Source organism: Aquabacterium sp., assembly GCF_034003525.1.
Lineage (GTDB): Bacteria > Pseudomonadota > Gammaproteobacteria > Burkholderiales > Burkholderiaceae_C > Aquabacterium.
The window spans coordinates 73,087-99,461 of record NZ_JAVEYN010000010.1 but is presented as its reverse complement, the minus strand read 5'-3'; the positions used below and the strand labels follow the sequence as shown (position 1 = coordinate 99,461).

24 protein-coding genes are annotated in these 26,375 nt (G+C 65.8%); 8 read left to right on the top strand and 16 right to left on the bottom strand.

Annotated features, from left to right (window positions below; translation table 11 throughout):
• Positions 1-10: 10 nt before the first annotated feature.
• Positions 11-1,033 carry a LysR family transcriptional regulator gene (locus tag RBT42_RS08115; RefSeq protein WP_320363930.1) on the bottom strand — a complete coding sequence of 341 codons (1,023 nt, stop codon included), beginning with the start codon at positions 1,031-1,033 and terminating at the stop codon, positions 11-13.
• 93 nt (positions 1,034-1,126) lie between these two features.
• Here RBT42_RS08115 and RBT42_RS08110 point away from each other — a divergent pair, with 93 nt between their 5' ends.
• Positions 1,127-1,438, top strand: coding sequence for a DUF4148 domain-containing protein (locus RBT42_RS08110; RefSeq protein ID WP_320363928.1), 312 nt, complete (start codon positions 1,127-1,129; stop codon positions 1,436-1,438).
• On the opposite strand, the gene RBT42_RS08105 is transcribed toward RBT42_RS08110, so the two are convergent.
• From RBT42_RS08105 to RBT42_RS08085, 5 genes are all read right to left on the bottom strand, one after another.
• Positions 1,387-4,455, bottom strand: coding sequence for an HD domain-containing phosphohydrolase (locus RBT42_RS08105; RefSeq protein ID WP_320363926.1), 3,069 nt, complete (start codon positions 4,453-4,455; stop codon positions 1,387-1,389). The two genes, RBT42_RS08110 and RBT42_RS08105, sit on opposite strands and share 52 nt — an antisense overlap.
• A 61-nt stretch (positions 4,456-4,516) precedes the next feature.
• Positions 4,517-4,795 carry a hypothetical protein gene (locus RBT42_RS08100; protein ID WP_320363924.1) on the bottom strand — a complete coding sequence of 93 codons (279 nt, stop codon included), beginning with the start codon at positions 4,793-4,795 and terminating at the stop codon, positions 4,517-4,519.
• Positions 4,796-4,811: 16 nt separating this feature from the next.
• Positions 4,812-5,066, bottom strand: a complete 255-nt coding sequence (locus RBT42_RS08095; protein WP_320363922.1) for a DUF3297 family protein — start codon at positions 5,064-5,066, stop codon at positions 4,812-4,814.
• Between the two features lie 43 nt (positions 5,067-5,109).
• On the bottom strand, positions 5,110-5,751 hold the full coding sequence (locus RBT42_RS08090) for an SOS response-associated peptidase (protein ID WP_320363919.1): 642 nt from the start codon (positions 5,749-5,751) through the stop codon (positions 5,110-5,112).
• 127 nt (positions 5,752-5,878) lie between these two features.
• Positions 5,879-6,334, bottom strand: a complete 456-nt coding sequence (locus RBT42_RS08085) for a hypothetical protein (protein WP_320363917.1) — start codon at positions 6,332-6,334, stop codon at positions 5,879-5,881.
• Between the two features lie 253 nt (positions 6,335-6,587).
• On the opposite strand from RBT42_RS08085, the gene RBT42_RS08080 reads away from it, so the two are divergent.
• The 5 genes from RBT42_RS08080 to RBT42_RS08060 all read left to right on the top strand — a co-directional run bounded on the left by RBT42_RS08080 (position 6,588) and on the right by RBT42_RS08060 (position 15,286).
• Positions 6,588-7,532 carry a DHH family phosphoesterase gene (locus RBT42_RS08080; RefSeq protein WP_320363915.1) on the top strand — a complete coding sequence of 315 codons (945 nt, stop codon included), beginning with the start codon at positions 6,588-6,590 and terminating at the stop codon, positions 7,530-7,532.
• A gap of 113 nt (positions 7,533-7,645) precedes the next feature.
• A complete protein-coding gene (locus RBT42_RS08075; RefSeq protein WP_320363913.1) occupies positions 7,646-8,809 on the top strand; it encodes a two-component system response regulator in 1,164 nt (387 codons plus the stop codon).
• A complete protein-coding gene (locus RBT42_RS08070; RefSeq protein ID WP_320363911.1) occupies positions 8,806-9,513 on the top strand; it encodes a histidine phosphatase family protein in 708 nt (235 codons plus the stop codon). Before RBT42_RS08075 ends, RBT42_RS08070 begins: the two co-directional genes overlap by 4 nt.
• Before the next feature lie 13 nt (positions 9,514-9,526).
• The gene (locus RBT42_RS08065) at positions 9,527-13,861 is read left to right on the top strand and encodes a PAS domain S-box protein (protein ID WP_320363909.1); all 4,335 of its coding nucleotides are present in this window, start codon (positions 9,527-9,529) and stop codon (positions 13,859-13,861) included.
• Between the two features lie 9 nt (positions 13,862-13,870).
• Positions 13,871-15,286, top strand: a complete 1,416-nt coding sequence (locus tag RBT42_RS08060; RefSeq protein WP_320363907.1) for a 3'-5' exonuclease family protein — start codon at positions 13,871-13,873, stop codon at positions 15,284-15,286.
• Between the two features lie 10 nt (positions 15,287-15,296).
• Here RBT42_RS08060 and RBT42_RS08055 read toward each other — a convergent pair whose 3' ends face one another.
• The 9 genes from RBT42_RS08055 to RBT42_RS08015 all read right to left on the bottom strand — a co-directional run bounded on the left by RBT42_RS08055 (position 15,297) and on the right by RBT42_RS08015 (position 23,515).
• Positions 15,297-16,178: an alpha/beta hydrolase gene (locus RBT42_RS08055; RefSeq protein WP_320363905.1), complete on the bottom strand. Its 882-nt coding sequence runs from the start codon at positions 16,176-16,178 to the stop codon at positions 15,297-15,299.
• Positions 16,179-16,248: 70 nt separating this feature from the next.
• Positions 16,249-16,755: a nuclear transport factor 2 family protein gene (locus RBT42_RS08050; RefSeq protein ID WP_320363903.1), complete on the bottom strand. Its 507-nt coding sequence runs from the start codon at positions 16,753-16,755 to the stop codon at positions 16,249-16,251.
• 10 nt (positions 16,756-16,765) lie between these two features.
• On the bottom strand, positions 16,766-17,539 hold the full coding sequence (locus RBT42_RS08045) for an SDR family NAD(P)-dependent oxidoreductase (protein WP_320363901.1): 774 nt from the start codon (positions 17,537-17,539) through the stop codon (positions 16,766-16,768).
• Positions 17,540-17,546: 7 nt separating this feature from the next.
• On the bottom strand, positions 17,547-18,101 hold the full coding sequence (locus RBT42_RS08040; RefSeq protein WP_320363899.1) for a DUF3833 domain-containing protein: 555 nt from the start codon (positions 18,099-18,101) through the stop codon (positions 17,547-17,549).
• Entirely contained in the window at positions 18,098-19,498 is a 1,401-nt protein-coding gene (locus tag RBT42_RS08035) for an MFS transporter (RefSeq protein WP_320363897.1), read from the bottom strand. Before RBT42_RS08035 ends, RBT42_RS08040 begins: the two co-directional genes overlap by 4 nt.
• Before the next feature lie 10 nt (positions 19,499-19,508).
• Complete coding sequence (locus RBT42_RS08030) at positions 19,509-20,090, bottom strand: chalcone isomerase family protein (protein ID WP_320363894.1); 582 nt, start codon at positions 20,088-20,090, stop codon at positions 19,509-19,511.
• 43 nt (positions 20,091-20,133) lie between these two features.
• Positions 20,134-21,411: a cyclopropane-fatty-acyl-phospholipid synthase family protein gene (locus tag RBT42_RS08025; RefSeq protein ID WP_320363892.1), complete on the bottom strand. Its 1,278-nt coding sequence runs from the start codon at positions 21,409-21,411 to the stop codon at positions 20,134-20,136.
• Positions 21,408-22,190, bottom strand: coding sequence for a DUF1365 domain-containing protein (locus RBT42_RS08020; RefSeq protein ID WP_320363890.1), 783 nt, complete (start codon positions 22,188-22,190; stop codon positions 21,408-21,410). Before RBT42_RS08020 ends, RBT42_RS08025 begins: the two co-directional genes overlap by 4 nt.
• 17 nt (positions 22,191-22,207) lie before the next feature.
• A complete protein-coding gene (locus tag RBT42_RS08015) occupies positions 22,208-23,515 on the bottom strand; it encodes an NAD(P)/FAD-dependent oxidoreductase (protein WP_320363889.1) in 1,308 nt (435 codons plus the stop codon).
• 118 nt (positions 23,516-23,633) lie between these two features.
• On the opposite strand from RBT42_RS08015, the gene RBT42_RS08010 reads away from it, so the two are divergent.
• Positions 23,634-24,266 carry a TetR/AcrR family transcriptional regulator gene (locus tag RBT42_RS08010; RefSeq protein ID WP_413785869.1) on the top strand — a complete coding sequence of 211 codons (633 nt, stop codon included), beginning with the start codon at positions 23,634-23,636 and terminating at the stop codon, positions 24,264-24,266.
• Positions 24,267-24,361: 95 nt separating this feature from the next.
• Here the strand turns inward: RBT42_RS08010 and RBT42_RS08005 are convergent, their stop codons facing one another.
• Complete coding sequence (locus tag RBT42_RS08005) at positions 24,362-25,546, bottom strand: acetyl-CoA C-acyltransferase family protein (protein WP_320363885.1); 1,185 nt, start codon at positions 25,544-25,546, stop codon at positions 24,362-24,364.
• A 214-nt stretch (positions 25,547-25,760) separates the two neighbouring features.
• On the opposite strand from RBT42_RS08005, the gene RBT42_RS08000 reads away from it, so the two are divergent.
• Positions 25,761-26,360: an isoprenylcysteine carboxylmethyltransferase family protein gene (locus RBT42_RS08000; RefSeq protein WP_320363882.1), complete on the top strand. Its 600-nt coding sequence runs from the start codon at positions 25,761-25,763 to the stop codon at positions 26,358-26,360.
• Positions 26,361-26,375 lie beyond the last annotated feature (15 nt).

The following is a 26,375-nucleotide window of genomic DNA, read 5'->3' as shown; positions in this document are numbered from 1 at the left end:
GGTATGGAACTCAGAGCGGTGCCTGTGAGGCCTTCCTGGGACGAGGGGTTTCATGCGGGGCATTCTCGCCCAGGTCAGGGGCTTTCCCGGCTGGGCCCTGCAACGCTCGCACCACCGCCCCCATGTGCTCGCGGATGTAGCGGTGACGCCCATCGCGGTCGTGGCGGTGGTGCCAGACCCCGCCGATGCTGATCTCGACGGGCGGTTCGCTGCGCAGCGGGAGGCTGGTGAGCCCGTCCATGTCCAGCAGGTGGCCGAGTTGCAGCGCGGGCTGGATGGTCAGCAAGGGCGATTGCCGCAGTGTGCCCATGATGGAAGCCATGCTGGCCAGCGAGGCCACCACGCGGCGGGTGAGGCCGTGTGCGGCGAAGAGCTGGTCGAGCGCGCTGGTGGCGTCGCCGCGGTAGCTGCTGACCACATGGTCGCAGGCAGCGAGGTCGGCCAGGCTGGGGGCGGCGGGCAGTTGCAGGTGGGCCGGGGCGTAGATGCAGTTGAAGCCGCAGCGCAGCCACTCCGCCCGACGGTGCCAGCTGCGCAGGGGCAGGTCCACGGCGACGACGGCGAGGTCCACGTCATCGGCGTCCAGGGCCTGGGGCAGGTGCTCCACGGCCAGTGGCTGCACGCGCAGACCCAGGCCGGGCGCCTCGGCACGCAGGCGGGCCAGGAGGGGCGGCAGGATCAGGGCTTCCAGGCCGTCCGGGATGGACAGGCGGATCAGGCCTTCGGCGCGGGCGGGGTCGAAGGCCTCTTCGCGCAACAGGAAGTCGGCGCCCTCTTGCAGCCAGGCGCGCACGCGCGGACCCAGGGCCAGCGCCAGGTCGGTGGGCTCCATGCGCTTGCCGGTGCGCACGAACAGTTCGTCGTCAAACAGGGTGCGCAGGCGGGCCAGGGCGTGGCTCATGGCGGGCTGGCCGATGAACAGGCGCTCGGCCGCTCGGCCGACATGGCGCTCGCTCAGCAGGGCGTCAAAAGCCACCAGCAGGTTCAGGTCGAGCTTGCGGAAATCGGTGTAATTGATATCGATGTTGTGCATGGTGTTTATCCATTTAATCGATTTCCATAATTTTACTCACTTCGCCAGAATGAGCTTCATGTCCTCCCGGACAGCTCACGAAAGGTAAATCTCATGACATCCACTGCTTCTTTCCGTTCCGCTCTCTTGTCTCTGGCCCTGCTGGCTGGTGTGGCCCAAGCCGGTGTGGTCCAGGCTGCAGAGCAGTCCGCCAACCGCCCGCAAGCGCTGACACGCGCCGAGGTCGTGGCCGACTTCAATCTGTGGCACCGTGCAGGCCTGGATCAGTTCCTCAACACCCCGGGCTTCAACTTCAACTCGGCCGAATACCAGCAAGCGCTGGACACCTATCACGCCCTGCGCTCGGGCCCGGCCTATGCCGAGGAGTTGGCCAAGGTGCGCGCAGCGGCCGGATCGGCTCGCTGAGCGTCGCTGGCAGAGTCTGGCTGCTGCGGCGCTGGATCGGCACGCACCCGGTCGGTGGCTGCCAGATAGGTGGCCACCGGCACCGCGTCAATCTGTGACGGGTCCATGAAGCGCTCGGCGTAGGTCTTGTACACGCCGGACGACAGGAACAAGGCAAAGAGTGCGGGGTCGATGTGGCCCCGCTGGCTCATCCGGTGCAGGATCTCGATGGCCTCGGACAGCCGCTTGCCTGGCTTGTAGGGCCGATCGGCGGCCGTCAGCGCCTCGAAGATGTCGGCAATGGCCAGCATCCGCGTCTCCGGACGCAATTGCGCCTGGTGCAGGCCCTTGGGGTAACCGCTGCCATCCATCTTCTCGTGGTGGCCGGAGGCGATCTCGGGCACGTTGGCGAGGTAGGGCGGGAAGGGCAGCTGGCGCAGCATCACTTCGGTCTGCACGATGTGCTGGTTGATCTTGAAGCGCTCTTCCTCGGTGAGCGTGCCGTAGCCCACACGCAAGTTGTAGAGCTCGCCCTGGTTGTAGAGCAGCTTGGGCTCGGCCATACGGAAGCCCCAGCGACCGTCCTTGGGCATCTGGTCGTGGACCGGTCGCTCCAGGCGGTGCTGTGGCTTGTCGGCCAGCACCGATTCGGTCACGGGCAAAGGCAGGGCCACGTCTTGTGGATGGCGCTGCAGTTCCAGTGGTGACAGGCCCAGGCGGTCATCGAGGGTGCGCTGCCAGCGGCGCTGCGCCACCTCCAGCAGACGTTGCTGGTCTTCGGGCACCATCGCTTCGCTGCCCAGGTTGCAACGGGCCACGAAGGCGAAGTCATCGTCCAGTTCGGCCAGTGTCTTTGCCAGGTGCTGGCGACAGGCGGCTTCGTCGCCACCCTCGAGGATGCCTTGCAGGCAGTGGATCTCGGCATCGCGCTTGAGCACTTCGAAACGCATGCGCACTTCGTGGATGCGGTTGTAGAGCGTCTCCAGCTTGGTGGCCTTGTCGACCACGTACTCGGGCGTGGTGATCTTGCCGCAGTCGTGCAGCCAGGCGGCCATGCGCAGGGTTTCCCAGCCTTCCTCGTTGAGGCGGAAGGACGCGTAAGGGCCATCGTGCGCGGCGCAGGCCGCTTCGGCCAGCATGCGGGTGAGCTCGGGCACGCGGGCGCAATGGCCGCCGGTGTAGGCGCTCTTGGTGTCGATGGCATTGGCGATCAGCTGAATGAGCGCATCGAACAGCGCTTTCTGCTCGCTGATCAGCGCCTGGGCTTCGAGCGCGACCGCTGCCGTGCCGGACAGGGCGCCGAGGAAGGAGACGCGGTCGTTTTCACTGGGCGTCTCGGACAGGATCAGCATGGCGCCGACCAGTTCGCGCTGTCGGTTGAGCAGCGGCACCGCCATGGCGTGAGGCGGCCAGGGGTGTTCGCCCAGCTCCGACAGGCCCAGGGTCAGCATGTCCACAGGTTGCAGGGGGCCAGACAACACTCGCCCCTGGCTCATGGCCAGTCCCAGCAGCGGCACGTCTCGCCCTGGAGGCGTTGCGGCGGATGGTTCGCGGGGATTGGGCAGTGCCAGCCGGTGCAGGCCTTGCAGCGCCGCCGCGTCCATGGCGTGGCCGTCGATCCCTTGGGCACAGGCCGGCTTCAGGCCACCGTCATCGCGCAGGTAGAGCACGCCGGCGGTCGCGTTGACGGCGCCCACGGTCTCGCCGAGCAGGCGAGGCAGGAGGCGGTCAAAGTGCTTTTCGCCGGAGATGGCCGAGCTGATCTCCAGGAACTGGCGGATGGTGCGCTTCATCTGCGCCACGCTGCGTGCCAGGGTGTTGACTTCCAGGACATACGACTTGAGCGGGACGGTTTGCCCGAAGTCGAAGTGGCGAATGGATTCGGCCTCCTTGACCAGACCACTCAAGGGGCGGGCAATGCCGCGGGCGAAGCGCCAGGCCAGCGCGATGGCACCCAGGATGATCAGCAGCGCCGCGATGAGGGCGAAGCGACCCTCTTCGTATACGGTGGCCAGCAGTTCGTGCCGGGGCACGGCATTGATCAGCAGCAAGCTGGTGTTGCCCAGCATCGGCAGGGTGTTGAGGGTGACCTGCCAGGGGCCGTCTGCCAGGTCGATCACCTGTTGCAAGGTGCCGGTGGCTGGAACCTGGCTGAGCTGGATGTGTTGGCTCAGTGCGGTGAGCACGGGCACGCCGAAACGCGCCAGGGGGGTCAGGGCAGGGCGGTCGCTGGTGCCGCCGCGGGGCACGATGAAGGAGTTCTCGTGGGCAAAGACCTCGCCCTGGGCATTGACCAGCACCAGTTGCGAGCTGGGGGTGAGCTTCTGGCGCGCCAGGCCAGCGCCCAGCGTGCGCAGCTGGATGTCCAGGCCGATCACGGTGCCGCTGGCGTGCCGTGACGGACGCGACAGGGTGATGCCGACCTGCCGGTCGGTGAAGAACAGATAGGGGTCGGTGACGAAGACGTCGTTGTGGCGAAGGGCCTGGCGGTACCAACTGCGGTTGCGCGGGTCGAAGCTACGTGCGTAGTCGGGCACCGAGCGGGCGAGCATCACCTGCAGGCGCTCGTTCAGAAAGATCTGCCTGCCGCGCGGGGCTCCGCCTTGTCGCTCAATGCTGCGCACCATGTAGTGCGCACCTGCGGGGGCGTCGAAGTGCTCGCGCTCATCGGCGGAGCGCAGGCAGTGTACGTAAAAGTAATCGCCGTTGGGGTAGCCGAAAAAGATGGAGGCCGATGCCGGCGTGTGATCCAGCGTGGCCTTGATCAGGGGCAGGCGCGTCATGCGCTGCTCGAATTGGGTGAAGCTGGCCAGGGGCTCGAACTGCAGCAGCTGCAAGGCAGTGTGCGCCGGCTCGGTCAGCTGGCGCAACTCGGAGGCGGTTTCGCGGCTGATGCGCTGGGCCAGGTCTTCCGACACGGAGCTGATCAGCCGATCGGCCATGCGGTAGCCGACGAAGCCCAGCAGGGAGCCGACCAGCAAGATCAGCACCATGAACAGCGTCGAGACGTGAACGTGCAGAGGGGCGTTGGCGCGCATCAGAAAATGCTAACAGCCCCTTTCATGGCCCGGAATGGTCGGAATTGGCGTTATGCCGGCGTTATGCCAGAGTCTTGGGCGTACCGTCCGGGGCGGGCGGGCCACCGCGGTGCGATTTGGTCCAGCTGTAGTCGGGCGGCAACTCGTCGCTCACGCCCGGCTTGCTCACGCAGTCGCCCAGTTCGGAGTGGGTGACCACGTGGCTGTTGAGCGGCTGGCCCTGTGCATCCCGGTCCTTGCGGCGGGCTTCGGAAAAGGCCAACGCGTCCAGCAGCTGCGCGTCGCTGAAGGTCTCGCAGTGCGGGCGACCTTGGCTGAGCCAGTAGACGACGATGCTCATGGCGGGCTGCCTGGTTTTACTTGTAGAAGGCTTCGACCTTGCCCTTGAGCTTGATCAGCAGCGGGCGGCCCTTGCGGTCGACCTTCTTGCCGGCGGGCACCTTCACCCAGCCCTCGCTGACGCAGTATTCCTCGACGTCGAAGCGCTCCTTGTCGTTGAAGCGGATGCCGATGTCGTGCTGGAATACCTCGGCCACGTAGTGCGGGCTGCTGGGGTCGATGGACAGGTGGTCGGGCAGGGCGGGAGCGGGGGCTTGGGTGGTGTCGGTCATGTCAATGTGCAAGATTCGGTGGACGCGGACGGCGTCTCGCCCCTCAAGGCGCAGGCTCGGCCGTCAGCGAGGCCGCAGGATACCGCGTCATCATGCCCGACATCGCCTCGACCGGGCAGTTCAGCCATGTTTCGTAGTCGGACTCGTCCAGGATGACCACCATGCGCTTCTCGTCGTCGGGCTTGTGGAGGGTGCGCAGCAAGGAGTGCTCGTCGGCGTTCACGGTGAGCATGGCGAAGGAGGGCACCGGCGCACCGTTGTGCGACCAGCCCAGGCTCCACAGGCCGGCGATGCCCATGGGCGCGCCATCGGCGCGGGCCACCTGCCAGCGTGTGGCCTTGCCAGCCTCGTCGTAATGGGGCAGGTACACGCATTCGGCCGGGATGATGCAGCGATGCCCTCGGCGCCAGGCGTCGCGGAAGCTGGGCTTGGTGTCGGCGGTTTCGCTGCGGGCGTTGTAGGTGCGGCGCGCCAGCGTCGGGTCCTTGGCCCAGAAGGGCATCAGGCCGAACTGGCCGATGAAGATCTCGCGGTGAGGCTCGCCGCCCTCATCGCTGTGGCGCAGGGCGGGGACCCGGCACATGGACCGGGCCTCTTCAGGCCAGGTCGCGTCTGCGGGCGCGGAGGCGCCAAAGTGGTGTTGGAGCCGAGCGCGGTCGCTCACCGGACGGTAATTTGCACACATGCACCTCAGACTACGCCATTTCGGTGACGGAATTGGGGCGGTGTGCTCGGTGAGAACCCTGCAGGCCGTGATGGTCTGCCCGGAAATCGACCCGCGATTCGTCCATCCAGGGCCTCAGCCCAGGATCTCAGCCCCAGTAGGCCGCAAACACGTGTTCGGTGTTGTCGAGCGCATCGAAGCGGTTGGCGTCGAGTTCGTGGACGAACAGTTGACGCAACTCGTCGACCAGGGCCTGGTTGTCTTCGTCGGACACGGGCTTGCCCACGGGCGAGCCTTGGGGGATTTCTTCGGCCTGGTGGGTCCAGAAGGGCAGGGTCACGACCAGTTGGGGGGCGTCGGCACGGCCGAACTTCCAGCCCCGGACGCGGCCGCGGAAGCGGCCGATGGAGCCGGCCACGGTCAGGCCGTAGAAGGCGTTGTAACGCGGGACGATGGTCAACACCGCCTGGACTTCGGTCGTGGTCAGTTCCTGAGTCAGGAAGTTGGGCGAGTAGAACGGCGCGTTCTCGTCCACATGCTCACCGAAACCGAATCGGACGAACTGTTGGGCGATGGCGATGCGACGGGTGGAGGTGACCGGCATGGGGAGAGACAAAGGAATGCTGCACTGCAATATGCCATTTTAGGGCGGGATTGCCTTGCCAATGTGGCGAGTGGGGGTGTTTGCGCAAGTTGTCCACGGTTCCTGTGGATAAGTGTGTTGGCAAAGCGGGGGCAAACCGATGCCCCCCTGGGGCAGCGCCTGGATTGCTGCGAAATGAGGCAGCTGCCGGCCCGGCCCTGCCGTACCATCAGGGGTTTGATTCTTCTCGGCGCTGCAAGCGCCGCCGCATGCCGTGACCACTGGCCTTTTCACTTCGCTTCCCGGCCTGGCCGCTCAGCCGTCCAAGACCGACCCCCATCCCCTCGTCATCTACCACGGCAAGTGCCCTGACGGCTTTGGCGCCGCCTTGGCGGCCTGGCTGTACTTCGAGGGCCAGGGCGAGTACCTGGGCGTGAGCCACGGCAAGATCACCACGCTGGACGACCTGCCGCCGCTGGAGGGCCGCGCGGTCTACATCCTCGACTTCTCGTTTGGAGAGGGCCTGATGCAGGGCATCGACGAGCGGGCGGCCAAGCTGGTACTGCTGGACCACCACCAAAGCGCGGCCGACCGGCTCGGGCGCTTCCAGTGCCGCTGCGGCGCGGTGCATTTCGACATGACGCAGTCTGGGGCGATGCTGTCGTGGAAGTTCTTCTTTCCCGAGCAGCCCGTGCCCGACCTGATCCGCTATGTGCAGGACCGCGACCTGTGGACCTGGGCCTTCCCCGAGAGCGCGGCCTTCCTGTCGGCGCTCGACCTGGAGCCCAACGAGTTCCCGCGCTGGGCCGAGATTGCCGCGTTCACGCCGACGCAGGTGGCCGAGTTTGGCCAGCGCGGCCAGGCCATGAACGAGAAATTCCTCAGCCTGTGCCGTGACATTGCCCAAGGCGCCGCCCCGGTGACCTTCAATGGCCAGGCCGGTGTCATGGTCAACTGCCCCGGCGCCTTCACCAGCGAGGTCGGCAACATGCTGTCGGCCGAATGCGGCAGCTTTGCCTTGTTGTGGAGCGTTTCGAAGGACGGCACAGTGAAGGTGGGCCTGCGCGCGGTGCCCACGTTCAACGCCATTCCGCTGGCCGAATCCATGGGGGGTGGGGGACACCCTCAGGCCTGCGGCTTTCGCATGGGGCCGGAACGCCTCATTGAGCTACTGTCGGGGGTATTTTGGGCTGATCCACGTCAATTAATTTCTGCCTGACGTGCATCGGATCTCGGTAGACTGTCTCCATTATCAAATGCTAGGGATTGACCGTGGTGCCTCTGGGTGCGGCAGGCAGTTGCATGGAGACGATTGACACAGATACCCACCGTATGACGGTGCTCGTGGTGGATGACACCAAAGAGAACCTCACGGTCATCGGGCAGTTGTTGCGACCGTACTACCACGTACGAGTCGCCAACTCGGGCCTGCGCGCCTTGCAGGCCGTGGCCGTGGCGCCTCGGCCCGACCTCATCTTGCTGGACGTGATGATGCCGGAGATGGATGGCTACGAGGTTCTGAAGACCTTGCGCGCCAACCCGGCGTGCCAGGACATCCCGGTCATTTTCGTGACCGCGTTGTCGGCCGACACCGATGAGGAACTGGGTTTGAGCCTGGGGGCGGTGGACTATGTGACCAAGCCCGTCAAACCTGCCTTGCTCTTGGCCCGTGTTCGCGCCCAATTGGAATTGAAGAAGGCGCGCGACTGGCTGGCCGATCAGAACGCCTACCTGGATGCCGAAGTGCACCGGCGCATGGCTGAAAACGAGCTGATCAAGGACGTGAGCCTGCACGCCCTGGCTGCCCTGGCGGAGAAGCGCGACAACGAAACAGGCAACCACCTGCATCGCACCCAGGGCTATGTGGCGCTGTTGATCGAGCTGTTGCGTGAGCATCCGCGTTTCCAGACCGAGCTGGCCGACGAGGCCTACTGCGGGCGGGTGGTCAAGGCGGCGCCGCTGCATGACATCGGCAAGGTGGGCATTCCAGATGCGATCTTGCTCAAGCCGGGCAAGCTGACCCCCGACGAGTTCGAGGTGATGAAGACGCACGCGATGATTGGCGCCCAGGCCCTGGAGGAGTCGATCAAGCTGGTGCAGGTGGCACGCGCGCAGCGAGGTGTGACCGGTGACGCGGACGTGGACGACTCGGCCCTGGACTTCCTGGAGGTGGCGCGCCAGATTGCGGGCGGCCACCATGAAAAATGGGATGGCAGTGGCTACCCCTCGGGCCTGCGGGGTGATGCCATCCCCGTGCCGGCCCGTTTGATGGCGGTGGCCGACGTGTTCGACGCCCTGATCTCGCGCCGGCACTACAAGCAGCCCTTCGCCGCCGACGTGGTGCTTCAGATCATGCGGGAGGGGCGTGGGCGGCACTTTGACCCGGACGTGGCCGATGCCTTCTTGCAGCATCTGGACCGGTTCGAGGGGATTGCCAACCGCTTCAAGGATGAGCACCCGGAGGACTTGGGTGCGTTCGCCGGGCCCCAGGGATGAGGAGGTACCGCGTGCGAGCGTGGTGGTGTGCGGCCGTGATGATCGCCATGGGGCTGACGGCCACTGGCCAGGTGCAGGCGCAGGTTCAAGCGCCGCTTGCTGTGCCGGTTCAGGCCGGACCTGCAGACAAGGCGCCGAAGTTTGTCGAGCGCATGGCGACGCCGGCTTTGCTGGCGCAGCTGCGTCAGGGCGGCTATGTGCTCTACATGCGTCATGGCACCACCGACAACAGCCGTGCCGACCTGGTTCCCTTGGGGGACGTCCGTGACTGCAGCCGCCAGCGCGTCCTCGACGAGGGCGGCCGAAAGTTGTCGGTTCAGGTCGGTCGGTTCATCCGGCAGGCCGGTATCCCGGTCGTTGAGGTCTTGCACAGCCCTTTGTGCCGCGCGCGTGACTCGGCCCAGTTGGCCTTTCCGGATCAGCCGGGTGGGGTGCGCCAGGTGGACGTGTTGCTGTACACGGCGAACCTGACGCAGGCCGAGAAGCAGCCCGTCTTGCAGGCGACCCGGTACTGGCTGTCTGAGCCGGTGGCCCGTGGCAGCAACCGGGTGATCGTGGCGCATGCGCCCAATCTGGCCGACTTGATAGGCTATTTCGTTCGCCCGGAGGGCACGGTGGTGGTCATCCGCCCGTTGGGGCAGGGCCAGTTCGCCTACGTGGCGAGTGTGCCGCCGACCTTGTGGCCCACGCTGCTTTCACCTTGAGACGAGGGCGTTCGTGACGAGTCTCTTCTCCCCCCAGTGGTTGCGTCGAGCGCGCTTTCTGCTCATTTTGTTCGTGCCCATGGCACTGGCGCTGATCTTGGGGGCGGGGCTGAGCTTTGTGGCCACGCAATATGCCCGTGGGGTGCAGGCGCAGGCAAGTCAAGAACTGTCGCAAGAGCTGTCCTTGGCCGCTGAGGCAATCGGCGTGCGCTACGATTTGTATCAGATTCAGGAAAGACTGAAGGCGGTCTTGGCGCGCGCGCAAGCCGGGGCCCTGGATGAGGCCGAGGCGTACCGCACGCATGTGAGCTTCGTGGAGCAGATGGCTGGCCTGGAGCAGCGTCTGACGCGGGTCTTGGTCGATCACCGCCACCGCTTGAGTGCCAGTGATATCCAGTCGGCCCAGGAAGCGTTCTTTGGCTTCAAGCAGTTTGTCTTGATGAGCACCGACCTGTTGAGCATCGACCCGAAGGTGGCCGAGGAAAAGCAGGCCGCTGCCACAGAGCACTACGGGCGCTTTGCGGTGCTCTCGACCCGGGTTGCCTTGATCTGGACGCGGCACGCTCTGGAAAACAGCCAGGAGGCCGAGCAAAAGCTGCTGGCATTTCACCAGGTACAGAGCAAGGTGATCGTGGGCTTCACTGTGGTACTGGTGCTGGGGTGGCTGGCTGCTGCGATCTGGCTGGCGCGCAAGCTGCAGCATGTGGCCGGGAGCCTGAACCGTCTTGCGCAGGGGCAAGAGGGCGGTGATGCCAGTTTTGCTGTGGTGGGCGCGATGGCAAAGGGGCGTCCCTCGGTGCTTAGCGAGATGGCGCAGGCCGTGCTGGCCTTTCGGGAGTCGCGGGCCGAGAGTGCGCGCAGCCGGGCGGCCCTGGAAGCTGAGCGCAGCCAGTTGCAGGCTTTGGTCCAAGGCATGCCGGACTTGGTGTGGCTCAAGGACGCAGCGGGTATGTTCCTGGTGGCGAATGAGCGCTTTCTGGCTTTCATGCAGGCCAGCCGTGAGGCGGTGATCGGACACAGCGTTCACGAACTGGCTACCGCCGATGTGGCCGCCAAAGACACCTTGGAAGACCAGCGGGTGATGAGCGAAGGGCACCTGACCCTGCCGTCCACCTGGTATGCGGCAGGGGATGGGACGCAGCGCTTGATCCACATCGCCAAGACCGCCATCCACGATGCCCGTGGGCAACTCATCGGCGTCTTGGGTGTGGGGCGCGATGTCACGTCCGAGCATCAGGTGCAGGAGGCCTTGCGCGAGCGTGAGGAGCTGTTCTCGACCATCGTGAACCAGTCGCCCCTTGGCATCCTGTTGGTGGACCATGCGACCCTGGGCTTCATCAGTTTCAATCAGGCGGCTTCCGACGCCTTGGGCTACACCCGTGACGACTTCGCGTCCCTGACGCTGTACGACGTCCAGGCAACCCTGACGCGTGAGGAAGTCGACGAGATCGTGGCACGGGTGCTGGCCGAAGGGGGGCGCGAGTTCGAGAACCAGCGCCTGACCCGTCATGGCGAGGTGCGGGAGTTCTGGGTTTCGATGAAGCCGCTGGTGGTGCAGGGCAAGCAATGCTTCACGGCGGTGTGGGTGGACATCACCGAGCGCAAACGCACCGAGCGCGAGTTGCTGCGTTATCGCGATGAGCTGGAAAACCTGGTGCGCCAGCGCACGCTGAAGCTGGAAGAAGCCAGCCGTGAGGTGGCGGCGCAGGCAGTGAGCTTGAAGCTGCTCAACGATGAGCTGACGACCGTGTTCGATGCGGCCACGGTGGGCTTGGCCGTGATGAAGGACCGACGTGTGGTGCGCTGCAACCACAAGCTCGAAGAGATTTTCGGGGCGCCCGAGGGCAGCATGTTGGGTGAATCTGCCATGAGCTGGTACCCCGATGAAGCCAGCATCCAGCATGGCGCGGAGTTGGTGCGTGAGCTGATGCAGACCGGGGTCTCGCATCAGCGTGAAGAACAACTGGTGCGCCGCGACGGTTCGCGCTTTTGGGCACGCATGCGGGGGGCGCGGCTCGACCCGGAGGCCGGCACCTTGCTGGCCATCATCGAGGACATCAGCGAAGAGCACCGGGCCGACGAGCTGTTGCGACAGGCCAAGGAACAGGCAGAAAGTGCCAACCGGGCCAAGAGTTCCTTTCTGGCCAACATGAGCCACGAGATCCGCACGCCGATGAACGCCATCATCGGCCTGACACATCTGATGCGCCGCGAGCCCTTGAGCACGCGCCAGTTGCAGCAGCTCGACAAGGTCTCCGGTGCGGCCATGCACCTGCTCTCGGTCATCAACGACATCCTGGACTTCTCCAAGATTGAGGCCGGCAAGATGACGCTGGACCCCACCGACTTCGAGGTGGAGCGCATGGTCGGCAACGTCACGGCCATGGTCACCGACAAGGCGGAGGCCAAGGGCCTGGAGTTGGTGGTGCGCCTCAGTGGCGTGCCCCCTGTGTTGCATGGCGACGGGGTGCGGCTGGGGCAGGTGCTGGTCAACTTCATGAGCAATGCGGTGAAGTTCACCGAGCAGGGTACGGTGGTGCTCAGTGGCCGCGTGTTGCGCGAAGATGGTGAGCAGGTGTGGGTGCGCTTCGAGGTGCGCGACACCGGCATCGGGCTGAGCGAGGCCCAGCAGGCCAAGCTGTTCACGGCCTTCCAGCAGGCCGATGTGTCGACCACCCGTACCTATGGTGGCACGGGCCTGGGCCTGGCGATCACCAGGCGACTGGCCGACCTGATGGGCGGGCAGGTGGGAGTGGTGAGCACCGAAGGCCAGGGCAGTGTGTTCTGGATTGATGCGCCGTTTGGGGTGGGCGTGCAGTCGGTCATGCCGGCGGCCAGTGTGCTGCCCCCGCGTACCCGTGTGCTGGTGGTGGACGACATGGAAGAAGCCCGCGCCCTGCTGGTCGACATGCTGACGGACATGGGTGCCCGTGCCGATCCCGTGGACCGGGGCGCGCTGGCGCTGGAGCGCGTGGCCGCTGCGGACAGCATCGGTGATCCTTACCAGCTGGTGTTCACCGACTGGCAGATGCCCGGCCTCAATGGCACCGAGACCTGTCATGCCCTGCGCAAGCTGGATTTGCACTTGCAGCCGGCCTGCATCCTGGTCAGTGGCAGCAGCGGGTGCCCGGCCGAAGACCTGGAAGACGGCGGCTTCTCGGCCTTCATCCCCAAGCCCGTGATGTCGGCCACCCTCAACGACGCGATTGCGCGCAGCTGGGGACAGGCCTTGATGCACAGCGACGCGCCATCGGTGTCGGAGGCTTTGCCGCGCTTCCAGCCGGGGCACCGCCTGCTGTTGGTCGAAGACAATGCCCTGAACCAGGAGGTGGCGGTGTCCCTGCTGGAAGACATGGGCTTTGTGGTGGACCTGGCGGGTGACGGTGCCGTGGCGGTGCAGCGCTGCACCGAGCAGGGCGGGTATGAGCTGATCTTGATGGACATCCAGATGCCTGTTATGGACGGCCTGGAGGCGGCGCGGCGCATCCGTGCCTTGCCGGCGTACGCGCAAACGCCGATTCTGGCGATGACGGCAAATGCCTTCAGCGAAGACCGGGCGGAGGCCCTGGGCGTGGGCATGAACGACCATATCCCCAAGCCAGTGGACCCGGCGCAGTTGACGCGCGCCCTGGCGACCTGGCTGCCGCAAGCGGTGCGGGCCGAGGAGCGGGGCGGCGTGCAGTCCGAGCTGACGCACGACGACATGGCCGAACTTGCTCTCTTGCATGCCATGCCCGGCCTGGCCCTGGAGGTGGGCCTGCGCAGCTGTCGTGGCAAGGTGGCACAGTTGCGCAAGCTGTTGCTGCGGTTTGCCGCGGACCATGCCGCCGACATGGACAAGGTGCGCGCCGATTTGGCGCAACAGGATTGGGTGACGGCCGAACGCCGGGTGCACACGCTCAAGGGTGTGGCGGGCATGCTGGGGTGGGTGATGTTGCAGCGTGAGGCGCAAGCGGTGGAGCAGGTGCTCAAACAGCATGGCACCGATGTACAGCTGCCCCTGCAGGCCTTGCCCGGCCTGGAAGCGTTGTTGCAGGACGCGGTGCGGGTCACGCAGGACCTGGCGCCCGCGCCGGCCGCCGCGCCCGAGGTGCCGCTGGACTGGCCGGCCTTGGAGGCCGGTTTGGCGCAACTGCGCACCTTGCTGGAGACCGATGACCTGGATGCGGCCGAGGCTTACGAACGGGTTGCGCCCATGTTGGCCTGCCATCTGCCAGAACATGCTCGGGCTTTGGGCAGCGCGGTGGAGTACTATGATTTTGCCCAGGCCACCGAGGCCTTGCATGTCATGATGGCGAGCCCCGCCTGGCAAGCCTTGCAATCCCGCGAATCCCTCGCTGCCCCTTGACGTTCCCTGATGCCTGAGAAGTTGTTTGAGCCCATGGTCTTTGTGGACCTGGAGACCACCGGTGCCACCGGCACGGTGGACCGCATCACCGAGATCGGCATCGTGGAGGTGAACGAGGAGGGCGAGGTGCGGGAGTGGTCGAGCCTGGTCAATCCGCAGACGACGATCCCGCCGTTCATTCAGAACCTCACTGGCATCACCGATGCGATGGTGGCCAAGGCACCCACGTTCGAGGCCCTGGCCGAGGAGGTGCTGATGCGCGTGCATGGCCGTCTGTTCGTGGCGCACAACGCGCGCTTCGACTATGGCTTCTTGAAGAACGAGTTCAAGCGCGTGGGCGTGGACTTCAAGGCCACGGTGCTGTGCACGGTGAAGCTGTCGCGCAAGCTGTTCCCTCAGTTCAGCAAGCACAGCCTCGATGCACTGATCGAGCGTCACCAGTTGCACATGCCGGCCAGACACCGCGCGCTGGCCGATGCGGCGGTGTTGTGGCAGTTTTGGCAGATTCTGATGCAGCAGGTGCCGGCCTCGCAGTTGCAAGAGGCGGTGGGCACACTGACGGGGCACAGCAGTTGGCCGACGCACCTGGATCGGGCCCTGCTCGATGAACTGCCCGAGCGTCATGGCGTGTACCTGTTTTATGGTGAGGGTCCGGTGCCCATCTACATCGGCAAGGCCAATAAATTGCGACAGCGGGTCTTGTCGCACTTCAGCGCGGATCACCGACTGGCCAAGGAGATGAGCCTGTCGCAGCAGATCCGCCGTCTGGAGTGGATCGAGACACCGGGCGAGATGGGCGCCTTGCTGCTGGAAGCGCAGCTGATCAAGCGCTGGCAGCCCATCCACAACCGGCGTTTGCGTCGCAGCGACGAGCTGTGCACCTGGCGTCTGCTGCCCACCGAACGGGACGGCGAGGGCGGCTACCTGCCCGAGCTGGCGTGGGCGCGCGATCTGGATTGGGGACGGCAGGATGCCGTGTACGGGCTGTTTGGCAGCCAGCGTGATGCGCTGAAGACCTTGCGCGAGATCGCCGAAGAGGCGCAACTGTGCCTGGCGACCTTGGGACTGGAGAAGACCTCAGCCGGGCGGCCCTGCTTTGCCTACCAGTTGCACCGCTGCAGTGGAGCCTGTGTGGGCGCGGAGTCGTGGGGACGCCATTCGGCCCGTTTGCGCAATGTGCTGGCGGACTGGCAGGTGAAGGTGTGGCCTTATGGGGGCCCGGTGCAGGTGCGTGAGGGCGATGCCTGGCATGTGCTGGATGCCTGGTGTTACCTGGGCACGGCACGCACGCCCGACGAGGTGCAGGCGCTGTTGCAGCAAGGGCGGCCTGCCTTTGACAAGGACACCTACAAGATTTTGGTGGGGCGTTTGCCGGCCATGACGGTGGAGCCGGTGCCGGTGTCGCTGCCTGCCCCAGTGTCCTGATCGTCAGCGATCAAGCCGACAGCAGAAACGACTTGACCAGGGCCGCGGTGTTGGCCGGTTGCTCCAGCATGAAGCAGTGCGTGCCGCTGACCTGCTGCGTTTGCACATGGCGGTTGATCCGACGCAGGCGGGCGGCGCCTTCGAGCACAAAAGGGAAGGTGTGGTCGGCATGGACCACCAGCGTGGGCGTCTCGATGCGGCCCATCAGGGTCCACAGGCGCTCGGGTGCCGAGGCAAAGACCTCGGCTTCACGCGAAGGTTGGCACTTCAGTTCCACGCCGCCGTCCGGTGCGTCTTTCATGGCGTGGCGCACGAAGGCATGCAGGGCTTCGGCCGTCCAGGTCTTGTAGACGCCGCGGTGGCGCAGTTGCTCGAAAGCCTCGTCACGGTTGGCCCAGTGATGACGACGGCTGCGCGCGCTGCGTGCCAGGGGTGACAGACGGGCTGTGCCGGTGAGGGTGGCCACGGCCACGCCCAGCATCATGGCGGGTGAGAAGAGCACAGGGTCGAGCAGCACCGCACGTTGAAACAGCTTGCGGTGCTCGCCCATCGCCAAACCGGTCAGCACGCCGCCCAGGCTGTGGCCCAGGCCGAAGTGCGGCACGTGGCCAAACTGGGGCTGGCCGTGGGTCTTGAAGGCCTCAATGGCGAGTTCGGCATTGCGGTTCCAGCCGACGAAGCGGCCGCCGTGGTCGCTGTCGCCATGGCCCTGGATGTCGCACAACCACAGGTCGAAGTCATGCGACAGATGCTGCAGCATCGGCTCGTAGGTGCGCGTGCAAAAGCCGTTGCCATGCAGGAAGTGGATCACGGACTTGCCGCTGGGGGCCGTGTGCCAGCCACGCAGGGTGAAGCCTTCGCGGGCGGTGTGAGACCAGGGGGTGAGCTGCATGGGCGTGCTTCGGGATCAATGCGTCAGGGTGATATTGTGCCAACACATTGCACCAAAGCTGAGCCCCGTGTCAGGCCGTGGCCGAGAGCTTGCGGGTCAGCCAGCGCACCAGGGCTCCGAGCACGGGCAGCTTGGCATAGAGCTCCGCGGCGGTGTCCCAGTAGTCGCGGTGCACGCTGACGCGGCCGTCGGGCGCGAAGGTCAGTTGTGTGGCGCCATGAACCGTGAGGGTGCCCTCGGGACGGTCGATGAGGAAGTCCCAGGTCAACCAGGCGTGATCGCCCTGGGTCATGGTGTGGTGGACGACGAAGCGCGGGTTCTGCACCGTCTCGAACATGTGGGCGAACACGCGCTGGATACCGGGCAGGCCCGTGACGTCGTTGAACGGGTCCTTGAAGCGGGCGTGCTCGTTGTAGACGCTGCTCAATGTGCCCAGGCTGGCGGGGCTGATGGACTCGAAGAACGCGGCGACTCGTGCGGTGCGCGAGTCGATGGCGACGCTTGCCTGTCCAGGTGTGATTGTGGTGGCCGAGGTTGCGGCAGAGGTCATGTCCGGTGTGAGGGGTGCGAAGGGCATGGTGAGGGTCTCACAAACCGGTGGCGCGGCGCACCAGGGCAAAGTAGAGCGTGTCGGGCAGGTGGCGCATCAGCTTGAGCCACCACGTGAAGCGGCGCGGGAAATGGATCTCGAACGCACCGCGCGCCCAGCCTTTCAATATGGCCTGAGCCGCCTGATCGGGCGTCAGCAGCGCCGGCATGGCGAACTGGTTTTGCGCCGTCAACGGGGTAGCCACGAAGCCGGGGTTGACCACCGACACGCCAATGCCCACATCGTGCAGATCGATGTAGAGCGTGTCGGCCAGGTTCTGCAGCGCGGCCTTGGTGGGGCCATAGGCCAGCGACTGCGGCAGGCCCCGGTAGCCCGCCACGCTGGCCACCAGGCTGAGGTGGCCGTGGCCCTGGCGCTGCAGCACGGGCAGCACGGCATCGAGCAGGTAGAGGGCGCCGGTCACGTTGACCTGCTGGTGGCGCAGGGCATCGTCCAGGTCGAAGGCGGTGGCGCGCATGGGGCGGTAATGCCCGGCGCAGTACATCACCAAGTCGATCCGGCCGGTTTGGTCAAGCACGGCCTGGGTGGCGCGGGCCACGTCGGCGCGGTCGGTCACGTCCAGCGGCAAGGCGATGCTGCCGGGGTGGGCGGCTGCAAAGCGCGTCAGCGGTTCGGCGGAGCGGGCCGAGACGACCACGCGGGCGCCGGCCGCATGCAGGGCGCGGGCCGTGGCTTCACCGATGCCGCTGGAGGCGCCAACGAGCCACACGACGCGGCCTTGCCAGTGGGTGATCCGGGGGTTGAGGGACATGAGGGGCTCAGGGCTTGGTGAAAGACAGGGTGACCTCGCCCAGGCGGATGCCGAACTTGCTCATCACGGCCTTGTTGAGCATGGTGCGCTGGTCCATGAGGTACATCCAGTCGTCGAACTGCACGTGCCAGACGCGGCCGTCGACGGGCAGGGCCAGGGTGTAGCCCCAGCGGAAGGCGTTGCCGGCGGTCTGGCCTTCGGCCTCGCCCACCACATCGTCGGCGCGGCCGGTGTAGCGGCCGTTGCCGTGGTCGGTGAGGTACCAGATGCGGGTCTGTTTGGTGCCGTCGCTGTAGGTGAAGCGCTCGTCGAGCGTGCCTTGGTTGCCTTGCCAGCTGGCCTTCATGTCCACCACAAAGCGTTTCACCACGCGGCCGCTGCGGTCGGTGAAGATGCCGTGGGCCTGCATGGGGCCGTTGAAGTACTGCTTGAGGTCAAGCGTGGGCTGTTCCTGGGCATAGTCCTGCACTTGCGGTCCGGCGCAACCACTCAGCAGAGGGCTGAGCAGCAGGGCAGCACCCAAGGTAGCCAGGAAGCGACGGAAGCGTGTGAAGGGGGTCATGCTTGTCCTCTCAGGATGGGGTGACGGCGCATGGCCTGCCACAGGGCGGCGGCGGCCAGCAGTTTGAAGACGCAGGGGAGCAGGCCGTGGGAGATGGCCATGGCGAACTGGTTGTCGGGCGTGTGCCGGCCGGTTTCGTAGCCGATGACCGCCAGCAACGGCAGCGCCAGGCCGGAGGCCAGCGCGAGGTTGAGCTTGGTGGCGGCGGTCCACCAGCCGAAGAAACGGCCTTCGCTGTGCTGGCCCAGGCCGGCGTGGTGGATGACACCGGTGAGCAGCGCGCCGGGAATGGCGAGGTCGGCCCCCAGGGCCAGGCCGGTCAGCACGCAGATGGCTTCGAACGCCAGGGTGTCGCCCGAACCCAGCCAGGGCACGGCGCAGAAGGCGAGCACGCTCAGGGCCATGCCCAGCAGCCAGGCCGGGGCCAGGCCCAGGCGCTTGACCAGCCTCACCCACAGCGGCAGCCCGATGGCGGCGGCCAGGAAGTAGCTGCCCAGGAAGAGCGGCTCCCAGGTGGGGGCTTGCAAGGTGTCGCGCACGAAGAAGGGCAGCAGCGTGGCCGGGATGGCGCTGGCAGTGCCGTTGAGGAGGAACACGATCAGCAGTGCGACGAATGCTGGGGTGCGCCAGGGAGACGTGTCCACGGCCGAAGTGACGTGCGCGGTGTTCGCCTGACCAGATGACGCTGTCGCTTCGTCGGTCGGCCTGGCGCTGATTGTCGCGCCTGAGGTGAGAGGTGTCTGTGCAAGCTGAGCAGACCTTGGGTTCGATGAGGGGACCTCCTCTTTCTCGCTGTGCCCATGCAGCGTCTGGTGCAGGGTCCACAGTCCCAGGCCCAGCGCCACGGCCAGCACCACACTGGTGGCTTGCAATCCCAGCCAGGCGGGCAGCAGGCTGGCGAGCAGCACCCCCGCCAAGGCCGTGCCTTCACGCCAGGCGACCAGGCGGGCGCGTTGTTCCGGTTGTCCGCCCCAGCGAGCACCCCAGGCCTGGTGCACCATCGACGCGAGGCTGTACGCCAGATAGGTCAGCACCAGCGCACTCGCCAGCCAGGCCAGCAGTTGGGTCTGTGAGCCGGCCACGCTGGGCGGTGGCATCCACAAGGCCGCAAAGCCCACCGCCATCAACACAGAGGCGACCACGGCAGCGCGCCAGCTGAGGCGGGCATGGCGGGCAAACAGCTGGTCCACCCAGTGGCCGATGCGGGGGTCGAGCACCGCGTCGAGCAGGCGGGTCAGCAGCAGCAAGACGCCCAGCGTGCCCAACGGCACGGCGTATTGCTCGGCGTAGTGGCGGGGCAGGGTCACATACAGCGGCAGCGACACGAAGGCCAGGGGCAGGCCCAGGAGACCATAGCGCCACCCTGTGCCGTGCGTGTGGATGCCGGTACTGCGCATGGTGCACCGCTCAGGCTTTGCCGATCAGGGCATTGCGCAGCCCTGGGGCGGAGGTCTTGGGCGACAGCCAGATGCCGAAGAACAGGCGGGCGTAGGCTTTGTCCTGCGTGGCGGCAGTCTGCTTGCCGTTGAAGTAGAAACGCACGCCACCGGCGCCGTCGTGCACACCGGTCAAGCGGTCTTGCGCGCCCACGTTCGGAAATGCCTGATTCATGAAGGCCAGCCAGGCTTTGGACTGTGCCTCTGTGAACTCGCCCACGCGGCGCATTTCGGCAATCGAGCGCTCGGCAATGGCCTGGCCTTCGAGCTTGCGGGCGTATTCCAGCTCCAGCGCAAAGGGCAACTGGTCGTAGCGCTCGGCCTCGAAGGCGGGCTGGGCCCACAGTCGGGCCTCGTACACCAGCAGGCCAAAAAAGCGCAGCGGTGCACGGCCGCGCAGCTGCACCTGCTTCAGGTCGGAGGCGACCTCGGTAGGCACGGTGGTCGGGGCGGGGGCGGCGATGGCGTTCATGGTGGGGGCAGCGGTGGTGCACAGTGCCGCCAAGGTGCACAGGGTCTGGCGACGGCTGAGATCAGGGTGGCGGTGTGACATGGTGTGGGCGTGGTTGAGGCGACGCGGGATGGACGCGCAGGGCTCAGTCCGGGCGACGCAGGGTGAACTGCATCACGTCGGTGTTGCCATGGTCGAAGGCGGCCTCGCAGTAGGCGAGGTAGAAGGTCCAGATGCGCACGAAGCGGGTGTCGAAGCCCAGCTGGCCGACTTCGTTTTCGCGCTGCAAGAAGGCATGGCGCCAGCGGCGCAGGGTCTCGGCGTAGTCGGGGCCGAAGGCCAGGCGCTTTTCCACCACCAGGCCGGCTTTGCGGGCCATGGCTTCAAAGCCCGAGGGACTGGGCAACATGCCGCCGGGGAAGATGTACTGCTGGATGAAGTCGGTGGAGCGGCTGTAGCGCTCGAACAGGTCATCGCGGATGGTGATGGTCTGGATGCAGGCGCGGCCACCGGGCTTGAGGCAGCGCTTCACTGTGTCGAAGTAGCTGGGCCAGTATTCGCGGCCCACGGCCTCGAACATCTCGATGGACACGATGGCGTCGAACGGCTCGCGCTCGTGCAACGGGGCCAGGTCGCGATAGTCCTGGTAGCGCAGGTCGGCCAGCTCGCTCAGGCCCGCATCGGCCATGCGGCGTTGCGCCCAGGCCAGTTGTTCGCTCGACAAGGTCACCCCGGTGACATGGGCGGCGCGCTCGCTGGCAGCCGTCTCGGCCACGGCACCCCAACCGCAGCCGATTTCCAGCACACGGCTGCCACGGGTCACGCCGGCTTCGTCCAACGCGCGGCGCATCTTGGCCATCTGCGCGGTCTTGAGGTCAGCCCCTGCCAGTTGATCGGCATGCCTGCCCTCGAACCACGCGCTGGAGTAGTTCATCGACGGGTCCAGCCACATCCGGTAGAAATCGTTGCCCAGGTCGTAGTGGGCGTGGATGTTCTTGGCGCTGCCTTCGCGCGAGTTGCGGTTCAGCCAGTGCTTGACGCGGTACAGCAGCGAACCCCACCACGAGCCGTACACCACCTTCTCCAGGTGGTCGCGGTTGATGATGAACAGCGAGAGCAGGGCGGTGAGATCGGGCGTGTGCCAGTCGCCATCGATGTAGCTTTCGGCGAAGCCGATGTCACCGGACTTCATCGTGCGCTCGAACACGCGCCAGTTGTTCAGGCACAGCGTGGCGCGCACGCCGGGCGTGTCGTCATGGCCCACGGCCGAGGCCGGGAAGCGGCTGTGGCCGCCATCGGGCCATTCGATGTCCAGCCGGCCATGCTGCAGCTTGTTGAGCAAGCGGAACACCCGCTTGGCCGACGCCGGCGCATCGGCGGGCAGGGCGGGGGTGGCGTGGGTGGTTGATGCGGTGGTGTTCATCTTGAGACGAAGCGCTCAGGCGCAGCAGGCTTGTGGAAGAAAGGCACGCGCTTGAGGAACAAGCGCAGGGCGTGCCAGTGAATGCGGGCGACCACGCCCAGTGTCATCAGGGGCGTGCCCCAGAAGGCGCGGCGGGCGCTGTGGCGGGTGAAAGGTTCGAGCTGGCCGCTGATGCTGGTTTGAATCAAGGGGCCGTGGTCGTCATGCAGGTCCACCCGCGAGACCATGCGGTCGCCTGTGCGGGTGAAGCGGAAGCGGTAGGTGCCTTCCACCGCGCAGAAGGGTGAGACGTGGAAGATCTTGTCGGCTTGCATCTCCTGCCCCCATTGCACGTGTTCACCGCGCAGCAGGTAGCAGTGCCGCTCGCCAAAGGTGTTGTTGACCTCGGCCACGATGGCCGCCAGCGAACCATCGGTCCGGTGTGCAAACCAGAAGCTGACTGGCTTGAAGGCATGGCCCAGCACGCGGGGGTAGGTCTGCAACCAGACCTCGCCATCGGCATCGTCAATCCCTTCGGCCTGCAACAGGGCCTCAAACCAGGTCAGGGCATCGGTGCCGCCTTCGCCGTGGTCCTGGTCGGCAAAGGTGATCCAGCCAAAGCGCTGGCGCGGCACGGTCCAGCCGTGCTCGCGTCCCAGGCGCATGGGCAGCATCAGGAAGTAGCTGTCGTGCTCAAAGCGGTGCTGCGCGGGGCGCAGACGCTGATGCCAAACCTTGCCACGGCCGATCAGGGCCTGCGGGGCGGGCGTCAAGGCAGCGGTGGTGGGTGGGGTGGGCATGGCGGGTGCTCTCGGGTTCACGCAGCGGCCAGCTTATTTGGCCAGGTGGTTTGCTGGATCAGCTTGGCCGCGCGCAAGCCGGCCTGGAAGCCGTCTTCGTGGAAGCCGTAGCCGCACCAGGCGCCGGCATACCAGACCCCTTGGGTGCCCTGGATGGCGGGTAGGCGGGCCTGTGCATCGATGGCAGCTTGGTCGAACACCGGGTGGTCGTAGGCGATTTCCTGGATGACGGTGGCCGGGTCGGGCTCACCCACAGGGTTCAGCGACACCACCACCGGCTTTTGCCAGGGCAGCGGCTGCAGCACGTTGATCAGGTAGTGCAGGCAAACCTGGGCCTGCTCGGTGTTCTTTTGGGCCGCGCGTTCGTAGTTCCAAGCGGCCCAGGCCGAGCGCTTTTGCGGTAGCACGGCCGTGTCGGTGTGCAGCACGGCGCGGTTGGGCTGATAGCGGATGGCGCCCAGCAGGTCGCGCTCGTTGGCGGTGGCCTGTGGTCCCAGCAGGCGCAGCGCCTGATCGCTGTGGCAGGCCATCACCACGCCGTCAAAGGTCTCGGCGCCTTGTGCCGTGTGCACCGTCACCCCCTGGTTGTGGCGCGTCACCGCCTGCACCGGGGTGTTCAGGCGAGCGTCCTTCAGGCGCGTCAGCACCTTGCGCACGTATTCGCGTGAGCCACCCGTCACAGTGAACCACTGCGGCCGGTTGGCCACCTGCAGCAGACCGTGGTTGTGGCAGAAGCGGATCATCGTCGCCATCGGGAAGCGCAGCATCTGTTCGGTCGGGCACGACCAGATACAAGCCACCATGGGCAGGAAGTAATCGTCGCGGAAGGGCTGGCCGAAGTGGTGGTCGTCCAGGAAGGCGCCAATCGGCTGAGCCAGTTCGGCGTCTTTGCCCGCAACGGCCATGGCCGTGGTCAGCTGGTTGAAGCGCAGGATGTCGCGCAACATGGACCAGAAGCGCGGACGCAGCAGGTTGCTGCGCTGGGCAAACACGGTGTTGAGCGAGTGGCCGCTCCACTCGATGTTGCGCTGGCCCGGTCCTTGGGGGGACTGCACCGAGAACGACATTTCGGAGGGTGCACGGTCCACGCCCAACTCGTCAAACAGCGCGATCAGGCCGGGGTAGGTGCGCTCGTTGTAGACCAGAAAGCCGGTGTCCACCCCGTGGGTGACGCCGTCGATCGTCACATCGACCGTGTTGGCGTGGCCGCCGAAGTAGGCGCCGGCCTCGAACACCGTGACCTCGTGGCCAGAGCCGGGGGCAGACAGGTGCCAGGCGGCGCTCAGGCCGCTGATACCGGAACCGATGACGGCGATACGAGACATGCGATGCTCCGTGTAATGAACTTGCAAGTGCAGAATGAATACTTGCGAGTCTACATGATAACCAAAAGAGTGTCACGTGTGACTTCTGCCGTTTTACGCCAAGGGGCGTCGGTCTACAATGGCAGACATGGAACGGCTTTCATACAAGGAACAAATACAGCGCATTCGCGAGGACGCCATCGTGGAGGCCGTCAATCGGCTGCTGGCCACCAAGGGCTACGACGCGATGACGGTGGACGAGGTGGCGGCGGAAGCCGGCATGGCCAAGGCCAGTGTGTACAAACACTTCGCCTCGAAGGAAGACCTGGCCGCTGCGGCCATGATCCGCGCGCTCGACCGGGCCGTGACCTTCGTGGATGGCCTGCGTGAGAACCCCGACGCGCGCCCGATCGAGCAACTCAAGGCGGTGGCCCGCTGGGCGATCACCAGCCAGCTCGAAGGCGAAATGCCCTCGCTGCCCTCGCAGAATTCGGCGCTGTCCAACTCGCTGCAGGCCAACGAGGCCTACATGGACCGCCTGATCAGCCTGAGCAACAAGCTCAGCATCTGGATCACTGAGGCCCAGACCAGCGGCGAACTCAACCCCGACCTCCCGGCCGAGATGACGCTCTACATGCTGTTCGCGCTTGCCTGCGACCCCGTGGTCGGCATGCTCAAGGCGTCGGGCATGTACACGAACGAACAGATCCTGGCCTGGGTCACCACCGCCACGTTCGACGGTGTCAGCCCCCTCAGGGCCGCGGCAAGCTGAACTCCCACGGGCGGTTCAGCGTCTGAGCCTGCTGGCAGTCAGGCACAAAAAAGGGGCTCCGAGGAGCCCCTTTGTCATGGTGCGATCACGTCAGATCAGACGCGCTCGATCACCATCGCAATGCCTTGGCCGCCGCCAATGCACATCGTGATCAGGGCATAGCGGCCGCCGGTGCGCTGCAGTTCGTAGATGGCCTTGGTCACCAGGATGGCGCCGGTGCCGCCCACGGGGTGACCCAGGGAGATGCCGGAACCGTTGGGGTTGACCTTCTCGTTGTCCAGACCCAGTTCCTTCGCCACGGCGCAGGCTTGGGCGGCGAAGGCTTCGTTGGCTTCGATCACGTCCATGTCAGCCACGGTCAGGCCAGCCTTGGCCAGCGCGTTGCGCGAAGCGGGCACGGGGCCAATGCCCATGTACTCGGGCTCGACACCAGCATGGCCGTAGGACACCAGACGGGCCAGCGGCTTCAGACCCAGCTCCTTGGCCTTCTCGCTTGATGCCATCACCACGGCGCCAGCGCCGTCGTTCAGGGTCGAGGCGTTGCCGGCGGTCACGGTGCCGTCTTCCTTCTTGAAGGCGGGCTTCATCTTGGCCAGGGCTTCGACATTGGTGTCGGCCTTCACGCCTTCGTCGGTGTCGAACAGCACCACGCCCTTGCGGGTCTTGATCTCGACCGGAACGATCTGTTCCTTGAAGTAGCCAGCGGCAATCGCCTTGGCAGCGCGCTGTTGCGACTGCACGGCGTAAGCGTCTTGCTGTTCGCGGGTGATTTCGTAGCGGGCGGCCACGTTTTCAGCGGTGATGCCCATGTGGATGTGCATGCGCGGGTCGTGCAGGGCGCCCAGCATGAAGTCCAGCATCTTCACGTCGCCCATGCGCGCGCCCCAGCGGTTGCTGGTGACCAGGTAAGCGCCACGGCTCATCGACTCGGCACCGGCACCCACGGCGACTTCGCAGTCACCCAGTTGAATGGCTTGGGCGGCCGACACGATGGCCTGCAGGCCCGAGCCGCACAGGCGGTTCACGTTGAAAGCGGGGGCCTCTTGCGGCACGCCGGCGTTCAGGGCGGCCACGCGGCTGATGTACGCGTCTTGCGGCACGGAGGGGATGACGTGACCCACGACAACATGACCCACGTCCTTGGGGGCGACGCCAGCGCGCTCCAGGGCGGTCTTGATCACGAGTGCACCCAGGTCAGCGGGCGGCACGTCCTTGAGCGAACCACCGAAGCTGCCGATGGCGGTACGGGCTGCGCCCACGAAGACGACTTCACGAGTCATGTTGTGTTCCTTTGAAAGGAGGGGGACAAATCGCCAGATCTGGCGGGATGGATTGTCAGATTATGAGGCCAACGCGCCGTCTTTGGTGCGTTGCACCATTGTCAGGCCTGCGTCCCCTGTGTCGGGGGTGTCGGGGTGAATCCCTCATACGAGCAGAAAAACGCCCCGCCCACAATCGGTGTGAACTTTCTCACAGCTGTAGCCCGGAGGCACGATGTTCGACCGACCCCTGATCTTTGTGTGGCCCGATGCCATCGCCTTCTGGGCCGTTCTGATCTGGGCGTATGCCATGGAAGCGCGCCAGTTGCAGCGCAAGAAGCAGCACTCGGCCGGGCACGAGGGCGCCGACCGCTATTCCGGCTTGGTCATCTCCATAGGCACCTCGCTGCTGCAACTGGGTTCCGTGGCCTTGGCCTTTTATGCCCCTTCAGCCATGCCGGCCGAAGCGCGCCACCCCGCCTACTTCGGCGGCCTGGGCCTGATCGTGGCCGGCATGCTGCTGCGCATGCACTGCTGGCGAGAACTGGGCGCCTTCTTCACCCACACCGTCACCATTGCCGATGACCACCGCGTGGTCGATGGCGGTGCCTACCGCCTGCTGCGTCACCCATCCTACCTCGGCGCCTTGCTGACGCTGATGGGCCTGGGCCTGGTGCTGGGCAACTACGCCAGCCTGGTGCTGATGTGCATCGGCTCCTGGTCCATCTACATCTACCGCATCCAGGTGGAAGAGGCCGCGCTGGAATCGGCTCTGGGCGAGTCCTACACGCGCTTCAAGCAAAGCCGCAAACGCCTGATTCCCTACGTGTACTGACGCGCGCCGAGTCCA

Coding starts and splice junctions, on each gene's coding strand:
- RBT42_RS08115 (WP_320363930.1), bottom strand. CDS start 1,033: ATGCACAACATCGATATCAATTACACCGATTTCCGCAAGCTCGACCTG.
- RBT42_RS08110 (WP_320363928.1), top strand. CDS start 1,127: ATGACATCCACTGCTTCTTTCCGTTCCGCTCTCTTGTCTCTGGCCCTG.
- RBT42_RS08105 (WP_320363926.1), bottom strand. CDS start 4,455: ATGCGCGCCAACGCCCCTCTGCACGTTCACGTCTCGACGCTGTTCATG.
- RBT42_RS08100 (WP_320363924.1), bottom strand. CDS start 4,795: ATGAGCATCGTCGTCTACTGGCTCAGCCAAGGTCGCCCGCACTGCGAG.
- RBT42_RS08095 (WP_320363922.1), bottom strand. CDS start 5,066: ATGACCGACACCACCCAAGCCCCCGCTCCCGCCCTGCCCGACCACCTG.
- RBT42_RS08090 (WP_320363919.1), bottom strand. CDS start 5,751: ATGTGTGCAAATTACCGTCCGGTGAGCGACCGCGCTCGGCTCCAACAC.
- RBT42_RS08085 (WP_320363917.1), bottom strand. CDS start 6,334: ATGCCGGTCACCTCCACCCGTCGCATCGCCATCGCCCAACAGTTCGTC.
- RBT42_RS08075 (WP_320363913.1), top strand. CDS start 7,646: ATGACGGTGCTCGTGGTGGATGACACCAAAGAGAACCTCACGGTCATC.
- RBT42_RS08070 (WP_320363911.1), top strand. CDS start 8,806: ATGAGGAGGTACCGCGTGCGAGCGTGGTGGTGTGCGGCCGTGATGATC.
- RBT42_RS08060 (WP_320363907.1), top strand. CDS start 13,871: ATGCCTGAGAAGTTGTTTGAGCCCATGGTCTTTGTGGACCTGGAGACC.
- RBT42_RS08055 (WP_320363905.1), bottom strand. CDS start 16,178: ATGCAGCTCACCCCCTGGTCTCACACCGCCCGCGAAGGCTTCACCCTG.
- RBT42_RS08050 (WP_320363903.1), bottom strand. CDS start 16,755: ATGCCCTTCGCACCCCTCACACCGGACATGACCTCTGCCGCAACCTCG.
- RBT42_RS08045 (WP_320363901.1), bottom strand. CDS start 17,539: ATGTCCCTCAACCCCCGGATCACCCACTGGCAAGGCCGCGTCGTGTGG.
- RBT42_RS08040 (WP_320363899.1), bottom strand. CDS start 18,101: ATGACCCCCTTCACACGCTTCCGTCGCTTCCTGGCTACCTTGGGTGCT.
- RBT42_RS08035 (WP_320363897.1), bottom strand. CDS start 19,498: ATGCGCAGTACCGGCATCCACACGCACGGCACAGGGTGGCGCTATGGT.
- RBT42_RS08030 (WP_320363894.1), bottom strand. CDS start 20,090: ATGTCACACCGCCACCCTGATCTCAGCCGTCGCCAGACCCTGTGCACC.
- RBT42_RS08025 (WP_320363892.1), bottom strand. CDS start 21,411: ATGAACACCACCGCATCAACCACCCACGCCACCCCCGCCCTGCCCGCC.
- RBT42_RS08020 (WP_320363890.1), bottom strand. CDS start 22,190: ATGCCCACCCCACCCACCACCGCTGCCTTGACGCCCGCCCCGCAGGCC.
- RBT42_RS08015 (WP_320363889.1), bottom strand. CDS start 23,515: ATGTCTCGTATCGCCGTCATCGGTTCCGGTATCAGCGGCCTGAGCGCC.
- RBT42_RS08010 (WP_413785869.1), top strand. CDS start 23,634: ATGGCAGACATGGAACGGCTTTCATACAAGGAACAAATACAGCGCATT.
- RBT42_RS08005 (WP_320363885.1), bottom strand. CDS start 25,546: ATGACTCGTGAAGTCGTCTTCGTGGGCGCAGCCCGTACCGCCATCGGC.
- RBT42_RS08000 (WP_320363882.1), top strand. CDS start 25,761: ATGTTCGACCGACCCCTGATCTTTGTGTGGCCCGATGCCATCGCCTTC.